The 19,405-nt window shown below is 55.5% G+C and carries 18 protein-coding genes; 14 read left to right on the forward strand and 4 right to left on the reverse strand.

The window, feature by feature from the left end; all coding sequences use genetic code 11:
• Positions 1 to 28: 28 nt before the first annotated feature.
• Positions 29 to 853, reverse strand: a complete 825-nt coding sequence (gene cobS / locus HED22_RS04710) for an adenosylcobinamide-GDP ribazoletransferase (protein ID WP_254869774.1) — start codon at positions 851 to 853, stop codon at positions 29 to 31.
• A 194-nt stretch (positions 854 to 1,047) separates the two neighbouring features.
• Between cobS and cobT the strand changes: the two genes are divergently transcribed.
• Positions 1,048 to 2,082, forward strand: a complete 1,035-nt coding sequence (cobT, locus tag HED22_RS04715; protein WP_167719669.1) for a nicotinate-nucleotide--dimethylbenzimidazole phosphoribosyltransferase — start codon at positions 1,048 to 1,050, stop codon at positions 2,080 to 2,082.
• 48 nt (positions 2,083 to 2,130) lie between these two features.
• Here cobT and HED22_RS04720 read toward each other — a convergent pair whose 3' ends face one another.
• Positions 2,131 to 3,360 carry a hypothetical protein gene (locus HED22_RS04720; RefSeq protein WP_167719670.1) on the reverse strand — a complete coding sequence of 410 codons (1,230 nt, stop codon included), beginning with the start codon at positions 3,358 to 3,360 and terminating at the stop codon, positions 2,131 to 2,133.
• Positions 3,361 to 3,593: 233 nt separating this feature from the next.
• On the opposite strand from HED22_RS04720, the gene HED22_RS04725 reads away from it, so the two are divergent.
• From HED22_RS04725 to rfaE1, 3 genes are read left to right on the forward strand one after another with little or no spacing between them, the layout of a single operon-like run.
• On the forward strand, positions 3,594 to 4,550 hold the full coding sequence (locus HED22_RS04725; RefSeq protein WP_167719672.1) for a UDP-glucuronic acid decarboxylase family protein: 957 nt from the start codon (positions 3,594 to 3,596) through the stop codon (positions 4,548 to 4,550).
• A 31-nt stretch (positions 4,551 to 4,581) separates the two neighbouring features.
• Complete coding sequence (locus HED22_RS04730; RefSeq protein WP_167719674.1) at positions 4,582 to 5,166, forward strand: D-sedoheptulose 7-phosphate isomerase; 585 nt, start codon at positions 4,582 to 4,584, stop codon at positions 5,164 to 5,166.
• Between the two features lie 54 nt (positions 5,167 to 5,220).
• Complete coding sequence (gene rfaE1, locus HED22_RS04735) at positions 5,221 to 6,693, forward strand: D-glycero-beta-D-manno-heptose-7-phosphate kinase (protein WP_167719676.1); 1,473 nt, start codon at positions 5,221 to 5,223, stop codon at positions 6,691 to 6,693.
• Here the strand turns inward: rfaE1 and HED22_RS04740 are convergent.
• Both HED22_RS04740 and cbiB read right to left on the reverse strand, forming a co-directional pair.
• Positions 6,690 to 7,325, reverse strand: a complete 636-nt coding sequence (locus HED22_RS04740; protein WP_167719678.1) for a nucleotidyltransferase family protein — start codon at positions 7,323 to 7,325, stop codon at positions 6,690 to 6,692. The two genes, rfaE1 and HED22_RS04740, sit on opposite strands and share 4 nt — an antisense overlap.
• Positions 7,322 to 8,338 carry an adenosylcobinamide-phosphate synthase CbiB gene (cbiB, locus tag HED22_RS04745; RefSeq protein WP_217701857.1) on the reverse strand — a complete coding sequence of 339 codons (1,017 nt, stop codon included), beginning with the start codon at positions 8,336 to 8,338 and terminating at the stop codon, positions 7,322 to 7,324. The genes HED22_RS04740 and cbiB overlap by 4 nt, the downstream gene beginning before the upstream one ends.
• A gap of 454 nt (positions 8,339 to 8,792) precedes the next feature.
• Here cbiB and HED22_RS04750 point away from each other — a divergent pair, with 454 nt between their 5' ends.
• The 10 genes from HED22_RS04750 (at position 8,793) to HED22_RS04795 (ending at position 19,356) form a co-directional block, all read left to right on the forward strand.
• Positions 8,793 to 9,821 carry a sirohydrochlorin chelatase gene (locus HED22_RS04750; protein WP_167719680.1) on the forward strand — a complete coding sequence of 343 codons (1,029 nt, stop codon included), beginning with the start codon at positions 8,793 to 8,795 and terminating at the stop codon, positions 9,819 to 9,821.
• A gap of 32 nt (positions 9,822 to 9,853) precedes the next feature.
• A complete protein-coding gene (locus tag HED22_RS04755) occupies positions 9,854 to 10,537 on the forward strand; it encodes a precorrin-8X methylmutase (RefSeq protein ID WP_167719682.1) in 684 nt (227 codons plus the stop codon).
• On the forward strand, positions 10,534 to 11,787 hold the full coding sequence (gene cbiE, locus HED22_RS04760) for a precorrin-6y C5,15-methyltransferase (decarboxylating) subunit CbiE (protein WP_167719684.1): 1,254 nt from the start codon (positions 10,534 to 10,536) through the stop codon (positions 11,785 to 11,787). Before HED22_RS04755 ends, cbiE begins: the two co-directional genes overlap by 4 nt.
• Positions 11,784 to 12,521: a precorrin-2 C(20)-methyltransferase gene (cobI, locus tag HED22_RS04765; RefSeq protein WP_167719686.1), complete on the forward strand. Its 738-nt coding sequence runs from the start codon at positions 11,784 to 11,786 to the stop codon at positions 12,519 to 12,521. Before cbiE ends, cobI begins: the two co-directional genes overlap by 4 nt.
• The gene (gene cobJ, locus HED22_RS04770) at positions 12,518 to 14,467 is read left to right on the forward strand and encodes a precorrin-3B C(17)-methyltransferase (RefSeq protein ID WP_368484473.1); all 1,950 of its coding nucleotides are present in this window, start codon (positions 12,518 to 12,520) and stop codon (positions 14,465 to 14,467) included. Before cobI ends, cobJ begins: the two co-directional genes overlap by 4 nt.
• Complete coding sequence (cobM, locus tag HED22_RS04775; protein ID WP_167719690.1) at positions 14,467 to 15,228, forward strand: precorrin-4 C(11)-methyltransferase; 762 nt, start codon at positions 14,467 to 14,469, stop codon at positions 15,226 to 15,228. Before cobJ ends, cobM begins: the two co-directional genes overlap by 1 nt.
• Before the next feature lie 174 nt (positions 15,229 to 15,402).
• Entirely contained in the window at positions 15,403 to 16,806 is a 1,404-nt protein-coding gene (locus HED22_RS04780) for a circularly permuted type 2 ATP-grasp protein (protein WP_167719692.1), read from the forward strand.
• A gap of 17 nt (positions 16,807 to 16,823) precedes the next feature.
• A complete protein-coding gene (locus tag HED22_RS04785; RefSeq protein ID WP_167719694.1) occupies positions 16,824 to 17,771 on the forward strand; it encodes an alpha-E domain-containing protein in 948 nt (315 codons plus the stop codon).
• A 1-nt stretch (position 17,772) separates the two neighbouring features.
• Positions 17,773 to 18,591, forward strand: a complete 819-nt coding sequence (locus tag HED22_RS04790; protein WP_167719696.1) for a transglutaminase family protein — start codon at positions 17,773 to 17,775, stop codon at positions 18,589 to 18,591.
• A 15-nt stretch (positions 18,592 to 18,606) separates the two neighbouring features.
• Positions 18,607 to 19,356: a proteasome-type protease gene (locus tag HED22_RS04795; RefSeq protein WP_167719698.1), complete on the forward strand. Its 750-nt coding sequence runs from the start codon at positions 18,607 to 18,609 to the stop codon at positions 19,354 to 19,356.
• Positions 19,357 to 19,405 lie beyond the last annotated feature (49 nt).

The following is a 19,405-nucleotide window of genomic DNA, read 5'->3' on the forward strand; positions in this document are numbered from 1 at the left end:
ATTCCCCCTTTTTACTTATGCCCGATGATCAGATGACGGCGATACAGGCAATCCCGACAAAAAGCTCGCTGACCAACTGGGTAGCACCCAACACATCACCCGTCTGACCACCGATCTGCCATTTCGCCACCGCTGTCATAACGCCGATGGCCACCATGGCACCTGCCAGAACCGCGATGGTGGTTATCAACCCCGCCAAGACAAAGGACAGGATGGCCGCGATAAGCACAGCAAGTCCGACCATCATCAGATTTGGTGTTCCAGCCCCCTTGCCCAGACCATTGTCGCGCGCCGGGGGCAGGATGTGCATCACAACCGGCATTGCAGCGCGTGATGTAATGGCCATGACCAGAAAAAGAACTGCAGCCTGTCCACCGTCACCGGCCGCAGATAACAAGACTAGGCGCAACCCAAAACACAAAATCAGGGCGACAACCCCATAAGTACCGATATGGCTGTCGCGCATGATTTCAAGTTTACGCGCCCGTTCAAACCCGCCGCCAAACCCGTCGGCGCAATCGGCCATGCCATCTTCATGCATCGAGCCGGTCAAAAGCACCATGCCTGCCAGGGCTATAATCGCGAAAATCAGGATATTTTCGGTCAATTGATAGACCAGCATCGCTGGCAACATGGCAAACCCGGCCAGCAACAAACCGACCAGCGGCCACGACCAGACCGATCTTGCGATCAACTCGGCCCGAAAGTCGTGCGTACCGGCAACCGGTACGCGGCTCAGCAAAGCCAGCGCCCGCCAGAAATCGGAAATCGGAGAAGCCTTTCTAGTGGCATCAGGCCCCGCTTCAGGACCTGCATCCAAGCCGTCTTTGGTGGCTGAATCTGCACTTTGCATGTTTGTTTCGTTTTGGTTATGATCTTTGGACACCATAAATTTCCGATTTTCAAACTGGCAATCTGTTGCGCCCGGGCCTAGTTTGGGCTGACTTCCTGAACCGCACTAAACAATTGGTTTCCGAGCCTAATCCTTACCATCGCGGAATCCAAGCGGAACACACCAGGCGCCTTTGCCGCCAGCCGGAGACCCACATGTTCAATCCGAAACACCCGCCGCAAAATCTTGAGGAAATTCGTGCCCTTTTGGCTGAGCTTCCCGATGTCGATCAGGATGCGCAGGCCGCCGTTGCGGCACGCGAACCGACATTGACCAAGCCTGCCGGATCGCTTGGACGGCTTGAAGATTTCAGCTTGTGGCTCGCCGGATGGCAGGGAACTTCGCGCCCGCGCATGTCGCGCCCGCGTGTCACGGTCTTTGCCGGCAGCCATGGCGTTGTCGCCCAGGGCGTTTCGGCCTTTCCGGCCAGCGTGAACCAGCAGATGGTCGAAAACTTCATCAATGGCGGGGCGGCAATCAATCAGATTTGCAAATCTGTTGACGCGGAACTCCGCGTGATGGAAGTCGCGCTTGAAGTGCCCACCAACGATTTTGCCAATGAACCGGCCATGGATGACGAAGCCTGTGCCGAGGCCATGGCCTTTGGGATGAGCGCCATTGAAAAGGGACTGGATCTGTTCGTGCCCGGTGAGATGGGCATTGGCAATACGACATCGGCAGCCGCCATTTCCCATGCGCTTTATGGCGGAAATGCCTCTGACTGGACCGGTCGCGGAACCGGGATTGATGACGCAACGCTGGATCGTAAAACCCGCGTCGTAGGGGATGCCATCATCCTGCATAAAAACCAGATGCATGACGGGCTGGATGTTTTGCGCTGTGTGGGTGGTCGCGAAATTGCTGCGATGGCAGGTGCTATCATTGCCGCACGTTTTTCACGGGTTCCGGTACTGCTTGATGGCTATGTTTCCTGTGCGGCAGCGGCGGTTTTGGCTGCGATGCGCCCGGATGCCCTTGATCACTGTCTGGTCGGGCATGTGTCGGCAGAACCCGGTCATGCGCGCCTGATCGAGAAACTGGGCAAGGAAGCGCTGATCAATTTTGGCATGCGCCTTGGCGAAGGGTCGGGCGCAGCCCTTGCCATCCCGCTTTTGCGGGCATCTGCAGAATGTCACACCGGCATGGCAACCTTTGAAAAAGCCGGGATTGATGGCAAGGAAGACACCTGAGGAGAACTTTAAACTTCTCAACCACCCAATAGCGCTGGATATCCGGCGCTATTTTTTTGTCCGCTCGTTCATCAGATGCTCGACGTGGCGGCCCTGGAACATGGTGATGTTGATCGAATGACCGAATTTAATGGCGCGTTCGTCATCACATCGACACAGGATAACACGGGTATCACCGGACTCTGCCACAGCAGCGCGCATTGCGTCACGATGCTCTTCATCCATGTTTTCCATTTCCGGATCCCACAGCATCTTGATCATATCAACGCCAAGCTTGTTGCGGTTGATATAGGGCAGCGACAGATAGCTGATGCCATCAATACAAATGCGATAGCCACGATCACGACAGAAATCGCGGGCAAAGAAGAATGCGCCGAGATCGGCAAAAATATCGATCTTCTGTAATTCAAGAACGATCGTCCCGCGCTGGCCCGCCTTGACGTTACTGTCAAATGTCAGAAAGTCAGGGGACAACAGTGTCGAGACGTTCAGGTTGATACTCACCGACCCTGTCACCGACGCATCATTGGACCGGGTCAAAAGTGAAAGCATGCGTCGATCAAGAATTTCTGTCAGGTGCTGAAACAGCCAGCGGTTTGACAGCACATTGACATCTGGCAGCAGAGTTTCCTGCAAATCCTTGATTGAAATGAACAATTCATGGAAAACCGGGGTCGGGTGCGCATCACCGACCACAGCACAAATCGCCTGACGGCGCATCAGGTTCGACAGGTCCGCCCGCCGCAGGGATTCATCAATACGCCCCAAAATTTTCGGGGTCAGCGGCATGCGATCATCGCTTAGTTCAGGATGGTCATTGTGGCGTTCAGCTGCCTTGCTGACGATTTTTGGGCGATTGGCATTCGAACGCACCAACATCTGGGTCAGATGCAGGAATTCCTTATATTGCTGACCAACATCGTAATAGTCGGTGAAGGTCGCGGGTGCACCACTTTCATCCTTGCCGTCACTGATCAACGGATCGTCATTAAACAGGAATTTCAGCCGGAAGATGACAGCATTCACCTCGTCCATCTCGGCAGCATCAAAGATGAAAATCAGATCCTGATTTGACAGGGTGAAAATGCGCCCGGTGACTTCGGGAACGATTTCTTCAAAAGCAGTGATGGCCGTGCGGATATGATGATCACGCCGATTAAACGGCAGCAATTTGGAAAAATGCACATGGATCGCGCCAACACCGTCCTTGCGCCGCTCAAGGCGTCGCACATAGTCAACGAGGAAGGCTTCGGGCGATGGAATCGAGCTATCAGACATGAATGCATTAACCAGAAGATTGTTTTGACGGAATCACAGCCATTAATCTGCCCAGACCACAATAACGCCCGTGCATTAACAGGTTATGTATTTAGCACTCATATACATTGAAACCAAACGTGAATCGCGGGCAATTTCAGACTTGTCGGCGAAAACATAAGTCGTAGCTTTCCACCAACCAAGCTGCTAGTTTCAGCCCGTTTTGATATCAGAGCGATAGGGTTAAAGACGATATGTGGCGACGCAAGCGCGTTTTGGTGACCGGTGGTGCAGGTTTTCTGGGTTCTCATCTGTGCGAACGCCTGCTTGATGAAGGCAATGACGTTCTGTGCGTTGACAATTTCTTCACCGGCACCAAGGACAACATCGTCCATCTACTCGACAATCCGCATTTCGAGCTGATGCGTCATGATGTGACCTTCCCGCTCTATCTGGAAGTGGACGAGATATACAACCTTGCTTGCCCGGCATCGCCGATCCACTATCAGCACGATCCGGTCCAAACGACGAAAACAAGCGTGCATGGTGCGATCAACATGCTGGGTCTTGCCAAACGCGTCGGCGCCCGGATTTTCCAAGCCTCGACCAGCGAAGTTTACGGTGATCCCGAAATTCATCCGCAAACCGAGGACTATCGCGGCAACGTCAATCCGATTGGCCCGCGCGCCTGCTATGATGAAGGCAAGCGCTGCGCTGAAACGCTGTTCTTTGATTACCATCGGCAGAATGGCGTTGAAATCAAGGTTGCCCGGATTTTCAATACCTATGGCCCCCGCATGCATCCCCAGGACGGTCGCGTGGTATCGAACTTCATCATTCAGGCCCTTCAGGGTGAGGACATTACGATTTATGGGGATGGTGAGCAAACCCGATCCTTCTGCTTCTACACGGATCTGATTGAGGGTTTTGTAAGACTGATGGCGACAGACAAGTCGATCACAGGACCGATGAACCTCGGCAATCCTTATGAAATCACCATCCGAGAGCTTGCAGAACGCGTGATCGAGATGACCGGAGCAAAATCGAAGCTGATTTTCAAGGATCTTCCCGCAGATGACCCCTTACAACGCAAACCCGATATCACATTCGCACGTAATACACTGGATGGATGGGAGCCGACAGTGGGTCTTGAGACCGGATTGGGGTCCACCATCGAATATTTCCGCAATCTGATTGCAAAACACGGCTGAGACGATTTAGCGAGCAGGATCTGAATTACCCATGGATATCAAAGCCTTTTTCGACAGTGAGTTTGACGAGCATCTTGATCTGGTCAACAAGACCCGCGAAGCCACGCGCGATGCCTTTATCGAACTGGTCGAGATTTGCACCGATGCACTGAATGACGGCAACAAGTTGCTGTTTTTCGGCAATGGCGGGTCTGCCGCAGACGCCCAGCATATCGCCACCGAATTCACCGTCCGTTACATCAATGACCGTCGTGCCCTTCCGGCGATTGCACTGACCACAGACAGCTCCGCACTGACTGCCATTGGTAACGATTTCGGGTTTGATTACCTGTTTTCACGCCAGATTGAGGCGCTTGGCAACCCCGACGATGTTGCGATCGGCATTTCGACATCGGGCAATAGCAAGAACGTCAATCTTGGCCTGGCCAAGGCCAGGGAAATGGGCCTGATTGCAACCGGTTGGACCGGCAAGACCGGCGGCGACATGGTCGATCTGTGTGACCCGCTGATGATCGTGCCCAGCAACACCACCGCCCGTATTCAGGAAATGCATATCCAGATTGGCCAGATGCTGGTCGGTGCCCTTGAACACACGCTTGGCCTGACGAAAAAATAACTGGCACCCCACCAAAGCCACCTGAATACTCTGACAGAATAAAGAACTGTGACCATGACCGATCTTAGCCATCTGGCCCGACAGGTAGACCAACTGACCAATGCCAAGGTTCTTTGCATTGGCGATGTCATGCTGGATCGGTTTGTCTACGGATCTGTAAACCGCATCTCGCCCGAGGCCCCCATTCCAGTCATCCGGGTTGAACGCGAAAGCGCGATGCTGGGTGGCGCGGGTAATGTCACGCGCAATGCCACGGCCCTTGGCGCGTCGGTTCAGTTCCTGTCCCTTGTTGGCGATGATCTGCCCGGTCGGGAAGTCATGGAATATGTCGCCAATGACAGTGGTGTCGAGCCCTATATCCAGTCTGAGCGCAACCGCCCGACGACAATCAAAACCCGCTATATCGCTGGCGGACAACAATTGTTGCGATCAGACAACGAAACAACGAGCGACATCGCACCTGCGACCATTAGCAACCTTTCGGCTTTGGCCGGTCAGTTGGCACCCGATGTCGCGGCAATCATCCTGTCGGACTATGGCAAGGGCGTTTTGCATCCCGATGTTGTGGCCGCCGCGATTGAAGCCGCACGTACCGCCGGAAAACCGATCATCGTTGATCCCAAGGGCAACGATTACAGCATCTATCGTGGGGCGACGATCGTTACGCCCAACCGCGCAGAAGCCGAAGCGGCAACCGGAATCGCCATCAATAGTGATGAGGATGCTGTCGCCGCAGCACGCAAGATCATTGCTGACTGCGGTATCGAAAATGTCCTGCTTACCCGCAGTCAGGACGGCATGACGTTGGTGACGCAGGATGGCGAGGCTTTGCATCTGCCAACCGAAGCCCGTGAAGTCTTTGATGTTTCCGGCGCCGGTGACACGGTGGTTGCCTGCCTTGCATCTGCCGTGGCAGCGGGTTCAAGCCTTGCCGATGCTGCCCGCATCGCCAATGTCGCGGCCGGAATTGTGGTTGGCAAAATCGGTACTGCGGTTGTTTATCCGGATGAGCTGATTTCGACCCTGCATCACCATGACCTTATGATTGGCGAAGCCAAACTGATGCCGCTTGATCGCATGGTTGATCGCGCTGAACGTTGGCGGCGCAAGGGATATACGGTCGGCTTTACCAATGGCTGTTTTGATCTGTTGCATCCAGGCCACCTCAGCCTGCTGAAGCAAGCGCGCGCGCATTGCGACCGCCTGATTGTTGGATTGAATTCCGATGCGTCTGTCAAACGCCTCAAAGGTGAAGCCCGCCCGGTTCAATCCGAGGCTGCACGTGCAGCTGTGCTTGGATCGCTTGAAACCGTCAGTGGTGTGGTGATTTTTGGTGAAGATACCCCGATTGAGCTGATCTCGGCGATCAAGCCCGACATTTTGGTCAAGGGTGCGGATTACACAATCGACAAGGTTGTCGGGGCCGAGATCGTTCAGTCGTATGGCGGCAAGGTAGTTCTGGCCAATCTTGAAGACGGTTTTTCCACCACATCGACCATCGCGCGGATGAACAAGGTTAACGACTAAGCGTCCTGCCCCTGACCGTCGTCAGCTGGCCAAGGTGAGATGATCAGATCTGGCCAGATTTTCTGCCAACGTGCGACCTTGGCCTCATAGACCTTTTTGACCGGCAAAACGGTATTCGGGATCACCCGACCTTGCATGACAGCCGAAAGGCCAAATGGCGCATAGATCCGATAGGCATCCAGCCCGTCCTTGCCAGCATCTTTGCACACACCAATCGCACTTGTCTGATAGGCAAATCGATCAATGCCGTCGCTTGCGGCATGCACGGCGCCATAGGGAACACCGAACTTTTCCGGATACCAGATCGGCACACGCGCCTGATTGCGGATTTCAACCGAAACTGCGATATCGGAAAATAATTCACTACCTTGCGTGATCACGCGATCTTCAGCCTGCCATGCCGTATCGGGATCGAAATAAAAAAGATCATAGTCGGCGATATCCGCATCCGGCGCGCGATTGGCCTTGATGTTCCAGATGGTCTGGGCAAGGCATCCGGCGGTCAGCCACCAATCTTTGATCCCGAGTGTGGCAAACCGGTCAAGGATAAGGCGGTTGATCGGGTTTTGCAGGATGCCGTCAAGAAATTCACAGCCCAACGGGATGTCGCTGGCGTATTGCCCGGCACTCATAGCCCGACCCAGACGACTTTAAGAATAATCGGCCATGCCGCATTGATCAGACAGGATGTTGTGAAAAGCCGAAGTGCGCGGTCGATATCAAGTGCTGTCAGATCCTGACGACCATTGCCAATATAGGGATCATCGACAACCTCGCTGCCATATTGGCGCGGTCCGGCAAGAGCGATTTCAAGCGCACCGGCGAAGGCCGCTTCTTGCCATCCGGCATTGGGGGATTTGTGCTTTTTGGCATCTCGCAGCATGGTCAGCCACGCCGACTTGCCACTGGTTTTCGAACCGAGGAACGCCGCAAAGCAAATCACGCCACCGGCAATCCGAGCCGGGATAAAATTCGCCACATCATCAAGGCGCGCAGCAAAACGACCAAAATAAAGGTAGCGAGGGTTGCGATGACCAATCATCGAGTCCAGCGTATTGATCGCCTTGTAGGCGCATATGCCTATCGGCCCGCCAACCACATACCAGAACAGCGGCGCGACCACGCCATCGGAAAAGTTTTCCGCACAGCTTTCAATGGCAGCCCGGCTGACCCCGGCCTCATCAAGCGTGTCGGGGTTCCGCCCGACAATCATTGAAACCGCCTTGCGCCCGCCAGCGATGCCGTCCTTCTTAAGCGCAACAGAAACGGCTTTGACGTGCTGATAAAGGCCCTTCTGTGCGATCAAAACCGCGACCAGAAGAACTTCAGGCGCCCTGAAAACATCACCAAGTGAGGACACAAACTGCACAAGACCACCAGCAGCGGCCGCAATCGCAATGACGACCAGACTTGTCAACGTGCCGCGCAACAATCGGTCGGCATTGCGGCGTTCTGTGCGGTTCAGGCGTTTTTCAAACCATGCAATCAGATTTCCAATCCAGACCACCGGATGGCCGATCCGCGAAAACAACCACGGGAAATCACCAAACACCGCATCCAACACCAGTGCCAGCACCAGCATTGTGAAAAGCGGCCCGAAAAACGCAGGTTCCGGGATCAGAAAATCGGTGAATGTCGGTTCCATGGCGGCAATGTGCGCGGTGATCGCCTAAGCGTCAATCAGAATGACGGGCTAAAGGGTAAGTGCCCGCCAGATAACGGAATTTGCCAACCTGTTTTGGGTTTGCTAGAAGAAATTTCATACAAATTGTAATTTCATCATAACTTCTGTTTGCAAATCTGCCTGCCGAAAACAGCGTATGCAGAACATCATCACGCGATACCCGCCATCACTGACACAACAGCCGTCTTAATAAACGAAAGTCTGACCACCGCCCTACAACATCTTCCATACTGGGCCATTACCCGCCCACAACAAGTAGTATTTTCGTCGCCCGTGCCCCGTACACATCATCTTGGCGTACCTGCCGCTTGCATTCCGCAGGCCAATCGGTGAAAACGGGGGTGGCATCGGGTACCACACGGCAAAAATGTCGTGCGAGCAACACCATCAGAGAGAGACAAAGGAGCAGCCTTTTATGTCCCCCAAAGGCGCAGTAATGATTTGCGGTCATGGTTCGCGTGACGAACGCGCAGTTTCACAGTTCAACGCGATGGTTGAAGCGATGAAACAGACCCACCTGGCCGAGTACGATGTCGAAAGCGGCTTTCTCGAATTTGCCCACCCGATCCTGCGAGACGGCTTTGAAAAGCTCAAAGCGATGGGCCACAAAAAGATTTATGCCCTGCCGGGCATGCTGTTTGCCGCTGGTCACGTCAAAAACGACCTGCCGAGCGAAGTAAACAATTTTGCCCACGAAAACCCGGATATTGAAGTTCTGTTTGGTCGCGACCTTGCCATTGACCCCAAACTTTTGATGGCCGCCAAGCAACGGATTGAAGAAGCCCTTGAAGGGGCTGATGACAGCGTTTCGCGCGAAGACACCCTGTTGATGGTGGTCGGGCGGGGCACCAATGATCCGGACGCGAACTCCAACGTCTATAAGGTTGCCCGTATGCTGCAGGAAGGCATGGGCTTTGGCCGAACTGAAATCAGCTATTCCGGCGTTGCCCATCCGCGCGTCAATGCTGGCCTGCGCGAGGCAATGAAACTGGGATACAAGCGCGTTGTCGTTTTCCCCTATTTCCTGTTTGCCGGCATTCTGATTGACCGCATCTACACCCACACCGACGAAGTTGCCGCTGAATTTGGCGATGTCGAATTCATCAAGGCAGGTTATCTCAAAGACCATCCAATGGTTCTTGAAAGCTTTGCCGAACGCCTGACCGAGATCGATACCGGCGACAACAACATGAACTGCCAGCTTTGCAAATATCGTGAGCAGATCATTGGCTATGAAGGCGATGTTGGCACCCCACAGGTCGGTCACCACCATCATGTGATGGGTATTGGCACCGATGGACACAGCCATGATCATGGTCACCACCATCATGGCCACGGCCACGCTCATGGACATCATCACGGCCATGGACATGACCACAGTCATGATCACGGGCACAGCCATTCCCATGATCACGACGATGCGAAAAAGCCGACCGGTTCCTGACCGGCCGATCCTGTCCCCTGAAAGGCGCGGCAATGTTCGACTATCTGCGTGACCCGCAGGAAATCTACGCTAAAAGCTTTGCCACCATCGAGGCCGAGGCAAACCTTGCGCGCTTTTCAGAGGACGAATGCCCGATCGCCATCCGTATCATTCATGCCTGCGGCATGGTCGAGATGGCCGATCAGATCACTTTTGGCGGGGATGTCGCCACGGCTGCAATCACTGCTTTTCGGGCGGGAAAACCCGTCCTGTGCGACGCTGAAATGGTCCGGCACGGCATCATTTCCCGGCTACTGCCCAGCAACAATCGGATACTGTGTACCCTGAATGACGGCGATACGCACAGTCTGGCGGACGATATGGCAACCACACGATCTGCCGCCGCCGTTGAGGGTTGGGTAAATCATATCGAAGGCGCAATAATTGCCATTGGCAATGCGCCAACCGCGTTATTTCACCTGCTTGAAGCCATCCGGGATGGCCGTATGGCCAAGCCTGCCCTGATCATCGGCATGCCGGTCGGATTTGTAGGGGCCGCTGAAAGCAAGGATGCCCTGATTTCGCATGCCAACGGCATCCCCTTTGTCACACTGCGCGGCCGGTTTGGCGGCAGTGCCGTAACAGCAGCCACCGTTAACGCACTCGCCCGTATGGCGCAGGGTGGTGACACCACACCAGATGGCACCGCGGGTCGTGTGAAAGGCAGGCCGTCATGAATGAACAATCCCCGATCAAGGGCCGCATCACGGTCATTGGCATTGGTGAGGATGGCTATGACGGATTGTCGCCGATGGCGCAGGGCATTCTTGAAAAGGCCAGCATCATCTTTGGTGGCGCACGCCATATTGCCATGCTACCCGGCTCCAACACCGCGACCCAAAATAAATGGATCACGCCGTTTGAAGCCAATCTGCCGCTGATCGAGGATTGCCTTGATCAAAACCCGGTCGTGCTGGCCAGCGGCGATCCGATGTATTTCGGCGTGGGTAATACGCTGATTAAATATTTCGGACCCGAACCAATTTACGCGATCCCGGCACCATCAAGCATTTCATTGGCCGCATCCAGGCTTGGCTGGCCGCTGGCGGAATGCGAAGTGATCACGCTGCATGGTCGTGATCCCGAAACCCTGCGCGCCCATTTGCGCCCACATGGCAAACTGATCGCGCTCAGTGCCGATGGCGCGACCCCGGCGCTGGTCGCCGTCATGTTGTGCGAAGCCGGATTTGATCAAAGCCGCATGTCGGTCTGCGAACGCCTTGGCGGCCCGGAAGAACGCATTACCACCCAGACCGCGCAAACATGGCAGTCGCGGGCGACATCCATGCCCGATATCAAGCCGATTGATCCGCTTAACCTGATCATGATTGACCTGGAAGCTGGCCCCAACGCGAAACCGTTGCCAAAGGGCCCCGGCCTTCCCGATGACGCCTTTGTCCATGATGGCATGATCACGAAATCGGAAATCCGTGCACAGACCCTGTCCTCACTTGCGCCCTTTGACGGTGGTGTTCTGTGGGATCTTGGCGCTGGTTGCGGGTCGGTCTCGGTTGAATGGATACGTATGGGTGGTCTGGCAGTTGCGATTGAACGTGATGTCGAACGCTGTGACATGATCCGCAAAAACGCCGTTCGTCTTGGCGTTCCGACCCTTGCGATAGAGCAAAAATCAATTGAAGAGGCGCTCGCCTTCGCTGATCGCCTGCCAAAACCAGATGCCATTTTCATCGGCGGCGGGATCACCATTGATGGCTTGCTCGATACCTGTTGGGATCTGTTGCCGCGCCATGGTCGGCTGGTGGCCAATACGGTCACGCTTGAAGGCGAAGAACAATTATTACGGTTTTATAATAAAAACGGTGGCAGCCTGACGCGCCTGTCGGTTTCCCGACTGGTTCCCCGCGGCGGTTTCAAGGGTTGGAGCAATCTGGCGCCGGTCACCCATTACCTCGGAGTAAAAGCATGAGCAGTGCGGAAAATCCCGCAACGCCCCTTCCTGAAGCCGGCACGGCCTATGGGCTTGGCATCGGACCGGGCGAACCCGATCTGATCACGCTTAAGGCCTATAATATCCTGCAAAAGGCCGATGTGATTGCCTATCCCGCCCTTGAAGACGGCGTCAGCCTCGCGCGTCAGATCGTTGATCCGCATATCCCCAAAGGCCGTGTTGAAATCGCCATTCGCATTGAAATGGGTAAGTCGGCGGACCCGATCTATGACGCCGCCGCGATCGAAATCGGCAAGCATCTGGCAGATGGTAAAACAGTGGCCGTGCTGTGCGAAGGTGATCCGTTCTTTTATGGCAGCTTCATGTATCTGTTTGGCCGACTGGCAGAAGCCGGTCATCCGGTCAAAACCGTGCCCGGTGTCAGTTCCATGATGGCCTGTGCCGCCCAGCTAGGCGCACCGCTGGCCGCCAAGAATGATGTTTTGCAAGTCATTCCAGGCCCACTTGATGCAGACCGGCTGCGCAAACAGCTGGCCGATACCGATGCCGCTGCGATCATCAAACTGGGCCGTCATTTTGCCAAGGTGCGTGCGGTCATTGATGAACTTGGTCTGACCGATCGGGCGCGGTATATCGAACGCGCCACGCTTGAGACCCAGAAAATGGTGCCGCTTGGTGAATTGCCGAGCGATGCCAAGGCCCCGTATTTTTCCATGATTCTGATCCACCGTCGCGGAGACGCATGGCGATGACTGCCCAAAACAACAATAACAATCCGGCACTGCCGACCGATCCAATTGCCCCGATAGCAGTGATCTGTCTGACCCAGCGCGCCCTTCCGACCGCACGCAAGATTGCATCAAGCCTGCAAGGGGCCGCCGTACACGGCCTGCGTACCCGCGTGTCGATTAATGACGTCGATGTCGCCTTTGATGATACCATTGCGCATCTGCAACAAACTTTTTCATCGGATTATGTCATCATTGGCGTCTGCGCATCGGGCATTTTGATCCGCGCCCTTGCGCCCCTTCTGGCGGGCAAATGGCAGGACGCCGCCGTGATTGCCGTTGATGAAGCCGGTGATAATTTCATCCCGCTTTTGGGTGGGCATCATGGTGGAAACCGGCTGGCGCGCGATTTGGCTGATCGTCTTGGTGGCAATGCCGCCATTACCACGCCGGGCGATGCCATGCTGGGCCTTGCCCTTGATGAACCGCCAGCTGGCTGGACACTTGGTACGCCCGAAACCGTCAAACCCGCCACCGCGGCCCTGTTGGCCGGTGCATCTGCCCGGATTGAGGTCGAAGCAGGTTCGAGCGCGTGGCTGACCAACAGCGCGATTGCCCAGTCTGAAGACGGCAATATCCTGATCACGGCAACCGCCCGCGAGGGTGCCAATGAAGACGCGATCAGCGATGGTACTGAAACCGCGATCACCTATCACCCGCCGGTTCTGGCCCTTGGGGTCGGGTGTGAACGCGGCTGTCCGGTAGATGATCTTTATGATCTGGTAATGGAAACACTGGCCGGTCAGTGCCTGAGCCCCAAGGCCATTGCCTGCGTGACATCAATTGACCTCAAGGCCGACGAAGCAGCAGTCCATGAGCTGGCACGCCGCCTTGGCGTTCCGGCACGTTTCTTTGATGCCAAAACCCTTGAGGCGGAGGCAGACCGCCTTGTGACACCATCAGACGTCGTCTTTGCTGAAACCGGCTGCCATGGTGTGGCCGAGGGTGCGGCACTGGCAACGGTCGGCCCAAACGGCAAGCTGATTGTGCCCAAACACAAGACCAAAAAATCCACCTGCGCGGTTGCTTTGTCTCAGGATGACATCATCCCCGAGAAAGTCGGGACCGCCCAAGGCAGACTTTCGATTGTTGGCATTGGTCCGGGTCAGATCGGCTGGCGCAGCCCGGAGGCCACCGCCCTGATTGGCCGGGCAACCGATATTGTCGGTTATCAGATGTATCTTGATCTGTTGGGGCCGCTGATTGACGGCAAGGATTGCCATCATTCCGACCTTGGTGCCGAAGAAGCCCGCGCGCGGCATGCGCTTGAACTCGCCGCGACTGGCAAGGATGTCGCGCTGATCGGGTCGGGTGATGCCGGGATTTATGCGCTGGCGACGCTTGTGTTCGAGTTGCTTGATCGCGAAGACCGCGCGGACTGGAACCGGGTCGCAGTTCAGGTGTCGCCGGGCATTTCGGCCCTGCAGGCGGCGGCATCGCGGATTGGTGCGCCATTGGGCCATGATTTCTGTGCGATCTCGCTTTCGGACCTTTTGACCCCGCGCGAAGATATCCTGCGTCGCCTGAAATCAGCGGCCGAGGGCGATTTCGTGATTGCCTTCTATAACCCGGTATCCAAACGCCGCCGTGATTTGCTGGCCAAGGCACGCGATATCCTGCTTGAACATCGCCAGGAAGATACACCAGTGGTACTTGGCCGTCAGTTGGGGCGCCCGGACGAGGAAATCACAGTCGTTCCGCTTTCGAAACTAGAAGTCGACATGGTCGATATGCTGACCACCGTTCTGGTCGGATCAAGCAACAGCCGCCACATTACGCGCGGCGAGAACGAATGGGTCTATACCCCGCGCGGTTACGCCAAAAAGGGCCCGGATGCGGCGAAAGCGCCCGTCCATAGCAGCACTGACACATCCAAAAACGACATCTCCATAAAAGACGGGGCAGAATAATGACTGTTCATTTTATCGGCGCCGGTCCTGGCGCCCCGGACCTGATCACCGTGCGCGGCTTGCGCCTGATCGAAAAATGCCCGGTCTGTCTTTATGCCGGATCGCTGGTGCCTGAGGAAATCGTTACCGCAGCCCCCGATGGCGCGCATGTTGTTGATACCGCGCCGATGAACCTTGATGAAATCATGGCCGAAATCGAAGCCGCACACGCCAAGGGACAGGACGTTGCACGCGTGCATTCCGGCGATCCGTCGATTTATGGCGCAATTGCCGAGCAGATCCGTCGTCTGGATGATCTTGGCATTCCCTATGACATCACGCCGGGTGTTTCGGCCTATGCCGCAACCGCTGCCGAAATTGGCGCGGAATTGACCCTGCCCGACATTTCCCAAACCGTAATCCTGACACGCACCGCCATGCGGTCCTCGTCCATGCCCGATGGTGAAAGCCTAAAGGAACTTGGCAAATCACGCGCGACACTTGCCGTACATTTGTCGATCAATAATCTGGCCAATGTGGTGCGCGATCTGATCCCGCATTATGGGGAAGACTGTCCGGTTGTGATTGCCTATCGCGCAACATGGCCCGATCAGCAGTACATATTTGGGACGCTTGGCGATATCCGGGCCAAGGTCAAAGGCAGCGGCATCACGCGTACAGCGCTCATCATGGTGGGTGAAGTTTTCGGTCGAAAAGATTTTACCGACTCTAGACTTTATGCCGCCGACCACACCCATGTTCTGCGCCCGGCCAAAGCATGATCAAAACGGGCGAACTTCATGTTCGCCCTTTTTTTGGACAAACCCTCTGATCAACAAGTTTATTTTTTCGGCAGAACAGCAATTTGCTGAAAAATCTGTCATTTCAACCGTGAACATCCTTGACCCCGCCCTGCCCGGCACCCTTTAATCAAATAGAAATAAAGGGGAGATTGCATGTTCAACGAGATGAGTGTGGACGACCAGATTCGCGAACCTTATCGCGCCTTGGTTGACTGGATGGAAGCAAGCGGCCCCGAGGTTCTCGAACAAAAGCGCCTTGAAGCCGAAACACTGTTCCGCAAGATCGGCATTACATTTGCGGTTTATGGCGAGGGTGGAGACCCCGAACGGCTTATTCCATTTGATCTCATTCCCCGTATTTTCACATCCGGCGAATGGCGAAAGCTTGATCGCGGCGTCAAACAGCGTGCCCGTGCGCTGAATGCGTTTCTTTATGACGTCTACCACAATGCCGAAATCATCAAGGCCGGCATCGTCCCGGCCGATCTTGTATTTCGCAACGACGCGTTTGAACCGGCCGTGATCGGTATCGACCCGCCGCGCAACGTATACAGCCACATTGTCGGGGTCGATATTGTGCGCACCGGGCCAGATGATTTCTATGTTCTTGAGGACAACTGCCGCACACCATCGGGCGTGTCCTATATGCTTGAGAACCGCGAAATCATGATGCGCATGTTCCCGGATCTTTTCAAAAGCCTGCGGATCGAGCCGGTCGAAAGTTACCCGGACATGTTGCTCAAGACGCTTAAGAGCATCGCGCCCCGCAAATGCGACCGCGAACCCAATATCGTCGTCCTGACCCCGGGTGCGATGAACAGTGCGTATTATGAACATTCGTTCCTTGCCGACCAGATGGGTGTTGAACTGGTCGAAGGTCAGGACCTGTTTGTGCACGAAGACCGGGTCTATATGCGCACCACGCGCGGCCCGGCACGGGTTGATGTGATCTATCGCCGCATTGATGACTCCTATATTGATCCGCTGTGCTTCCGCCCTGACTCTGTTTTGGGCATTCCTGGTCTGATGAATGTCTATCGTTCCGGCGGGGTGGCGATCTGTTCGGCACCCGGGGCGGGTGTTGCCGATGACAAGGCGGTTTATACCTATGTGCCCGATATGATCCGGTTCTATCTGGGCCAGGAACCGATCCTGAATAACGTGCCGACCTGGAAATGCGGCAAGCCGGATGATCTGAAATACGTTCTCGAACATCTGGGCGAGCTGGTCGTCAAGGAAGTCCACGGGTCAGGTGGTTATGGTATGCTTGTTGGTCCGGCATCGACCAAGGAAGAACAGGCAGCCTACGCCAAACGGATCGAAGCCGACCCCGGCGACTTTATTGCCCAACCGACATTATCCCTTTCAGCTTGCCCAACCTTTGTTGAAAGCGGCGTTGCGCCCCGTCATGTCGACTTCAGGCCATTCTGCCTTGTCGGCGATAACGTGCGCCTGACACCGGGTGGACTGACCCGGGTCGCCATGCGCGAAGGGTCACTTGTCGTGAACTCGTCGCAGGGCGGCGGGGTCAAGGACACCTGGATCATGAGCGATTAAAAGGAAAGGGTTGAGAGATGCTTAGTCGTACCGCAGAAAACCTTTTCTGGCTGTCGAGATATGTTGAACGGGCCGAGAACATGGCCCGCCTGATGGAAATGGGCTATCGCATGGCGCTGATGCCCGCAGCTGCCAGCGGTAACCGGTCTGAATGGGAATCGGTTCTTTCCGCGTCTGGCTGTGCAGCCGGGTATGACCCCGATGCACCCTTGCGCCAGGAAGAGGTCGCCAATTTCCTGATCTTCAACCGCGACAATTCGTCGTCGATTCTCAATTGCTTTGAATATGCCAGGGCAAATGCGCGCGCCATGCGCACCGCGATCACCGCAGAAATGTGGGAGGCGCTTAACAATGCCCTGATGGAACTCAGACGCCCGTCGATGCACAATCTGGCCAAGAACGAATTGCCGGAATTCATCGACTGGGTCAAAAAACAAGGCGCCCTGTTCAGAGGGGCGACTGATTCCACCATTTTGCGCAATGACGGCTATGACTTTATCCGTCTTGGCACCTTTATCGAGCGGGCCGACAACACCGCACGGCTTCTGGACGTCAAATATTACGTCCTGCTGCCTGAAACCAGCATGGTCGGCGATGGTGTGGACAATTATCAATGGACGACAGTTCTGCGCGCGGCATCGTCGTTGCGTGCCTTCCACTGGGTCTATCGCGATGACTATTCACCACACAGGATCGCACATTTCCTGATCCTCAATCCGTTCAGCCCGCGATCACTTGCCCATTGCGCTGAACAGATTACCCAGCATCTAGAACGATTGGCCCGACATTATGGCCAACGTCACAGCGTCCATCGCCAAGCGGTCGATATGTATTCCCTGCTGACGCAAAGTGACATGGACGAGATCTTTTCGACCGGGTTGCACGAATTCCTGACCGACTTCCAAGGACGCAACCGCCTGCTGTCGCTCGCCATTGCTGATGCCTATCATTTCGGGGGACAGTAAGATGCGCCTAACCGTCGAACACAGAACTCATTACCGTTACGAAAGCCCGGCCTATCACGCGGTACAGAGCCTTAAGCTGACTCCGGCGGAGTTTGAAGGCCAGAAAGTCCTGAACTGGTCGATCACTGCCGAAGGCTGCAACATTGGTGCAGAATTCACCGATGGCAACGGCGATGTCATCAGTACCCTGACGTCAAACGGCCCGGTCGAGGCGATTGAAATCGTCGTCACCGGCGAGGTCGAGACAACGGATACCGCAGGCGTTTTGCGCGGGCACAAGGAACGCGCCTTTCCCGCCGTTTTCCTGCGCACAACCCCGATGACCAAATCGAGTGCCGCCATTCGCAAGCTTGCCGACAAGGTCGCGAAGAAACACAAGGACGGCGCAATGCTGGAACTTGCGCACGGCCTTGCAGAAGCAGTTGCCGATGCCATTGAATTTGCACCAGGCACAACCCACGTGCACACAACAGCCGCCGACGCGCTTGCCGACGGTAAGGGTGTTTGTCAGGATCATGCCCATGTTCTGATCTCGGCTGCCCGCCATCTGGGTATTCCGGCCCGCTATGTATCGGGATATCTGTTTGCTGATCATGAAGGCAAACCGCATGAGGCATCACACGCCTGGGCGGAGTTGCATCTGCCGGAGTTCGGCTGGGTCGGATTTGATGCGGCCAACAAGTGCTGCCCGACCGATTATTACATCCGGCTGGGCTCAGGACTTGATGGTCAGGTCGCAACACCGGTCCGCGGCGTACATACTGGTGGCGGAAATGAGAATTTGGATGTAACAGTCGTCATTGCGCAGTCACAACAATAGTCGGACTCGAAAAAAATGACCTACTGTGTCGGGTTGATGCTGAACGAAGGGTTGGTTTTCCTTTCGGACACGCGGACCAATGCGGGCCTTGATAACATTTCCCGCTATCGCAAGATGTTTACCTGGGAAGTCCCGGGCGAACGCGCGATTGTCGCACTTTCGGCAGGCAATCTCGCCATCACCCAAGCGGTCATGAGCACCCTGTTTGAAGCCATCGACGATCCCGACACAAAGGCGGGCGACTGTATTCTGAGTGCGCCCAGCATGTTTCGCGTTGCCGAACTGGTCGGCGAAGCCATGCAGAAGGTGCAGCTGAAGTACCATGATACGCTTGAACAGCATCATGAAAGCAGTGCGGCCACGATCATGATTGGCGGCCAGCGCAAGGGCGGCGATCAACGCCTGTTTCTTATCTACGCTGCGGGCAATTTCATCGAAGCCACATCCGACACGCCATATCTTCAGATTGGCGAGCACAAATACGGCAAACCGATCCTTGATCGCGTGATCACCCCGGACACACCGATTCATGACGGGGTCAAGGCCGTGTTGCTTTCAATGGATTCAACGCTGCGCTCCAACCTGTCGGTTGGCATGCCGCTTGATCTGGCTGTTCTGCCCGATGACGCTTGCCAGTTCTCCGAAATCCGCCGGATCGAGGCCGATGACCAAGGGTTTCGCGCGCTTTCGGATGCATGGTCGAATGCGCTTCGTGATGCCTTTGCCGACATGCCTGATGAACATTGCGATGTTGCCGCCGAATAAGCGCCAAAAGCACGATCCACCAAAGCCGGACACACAAGTCCGGCTTTTT

The organism is Thalassospira sp. HF15, from assembly GCF_011806525.1.
Lineage (GTDB): Bacteria > Pseudomonadota > Alphaproteobacteria > Rhodospirillales > Thalassospiraceae > Thalassospira.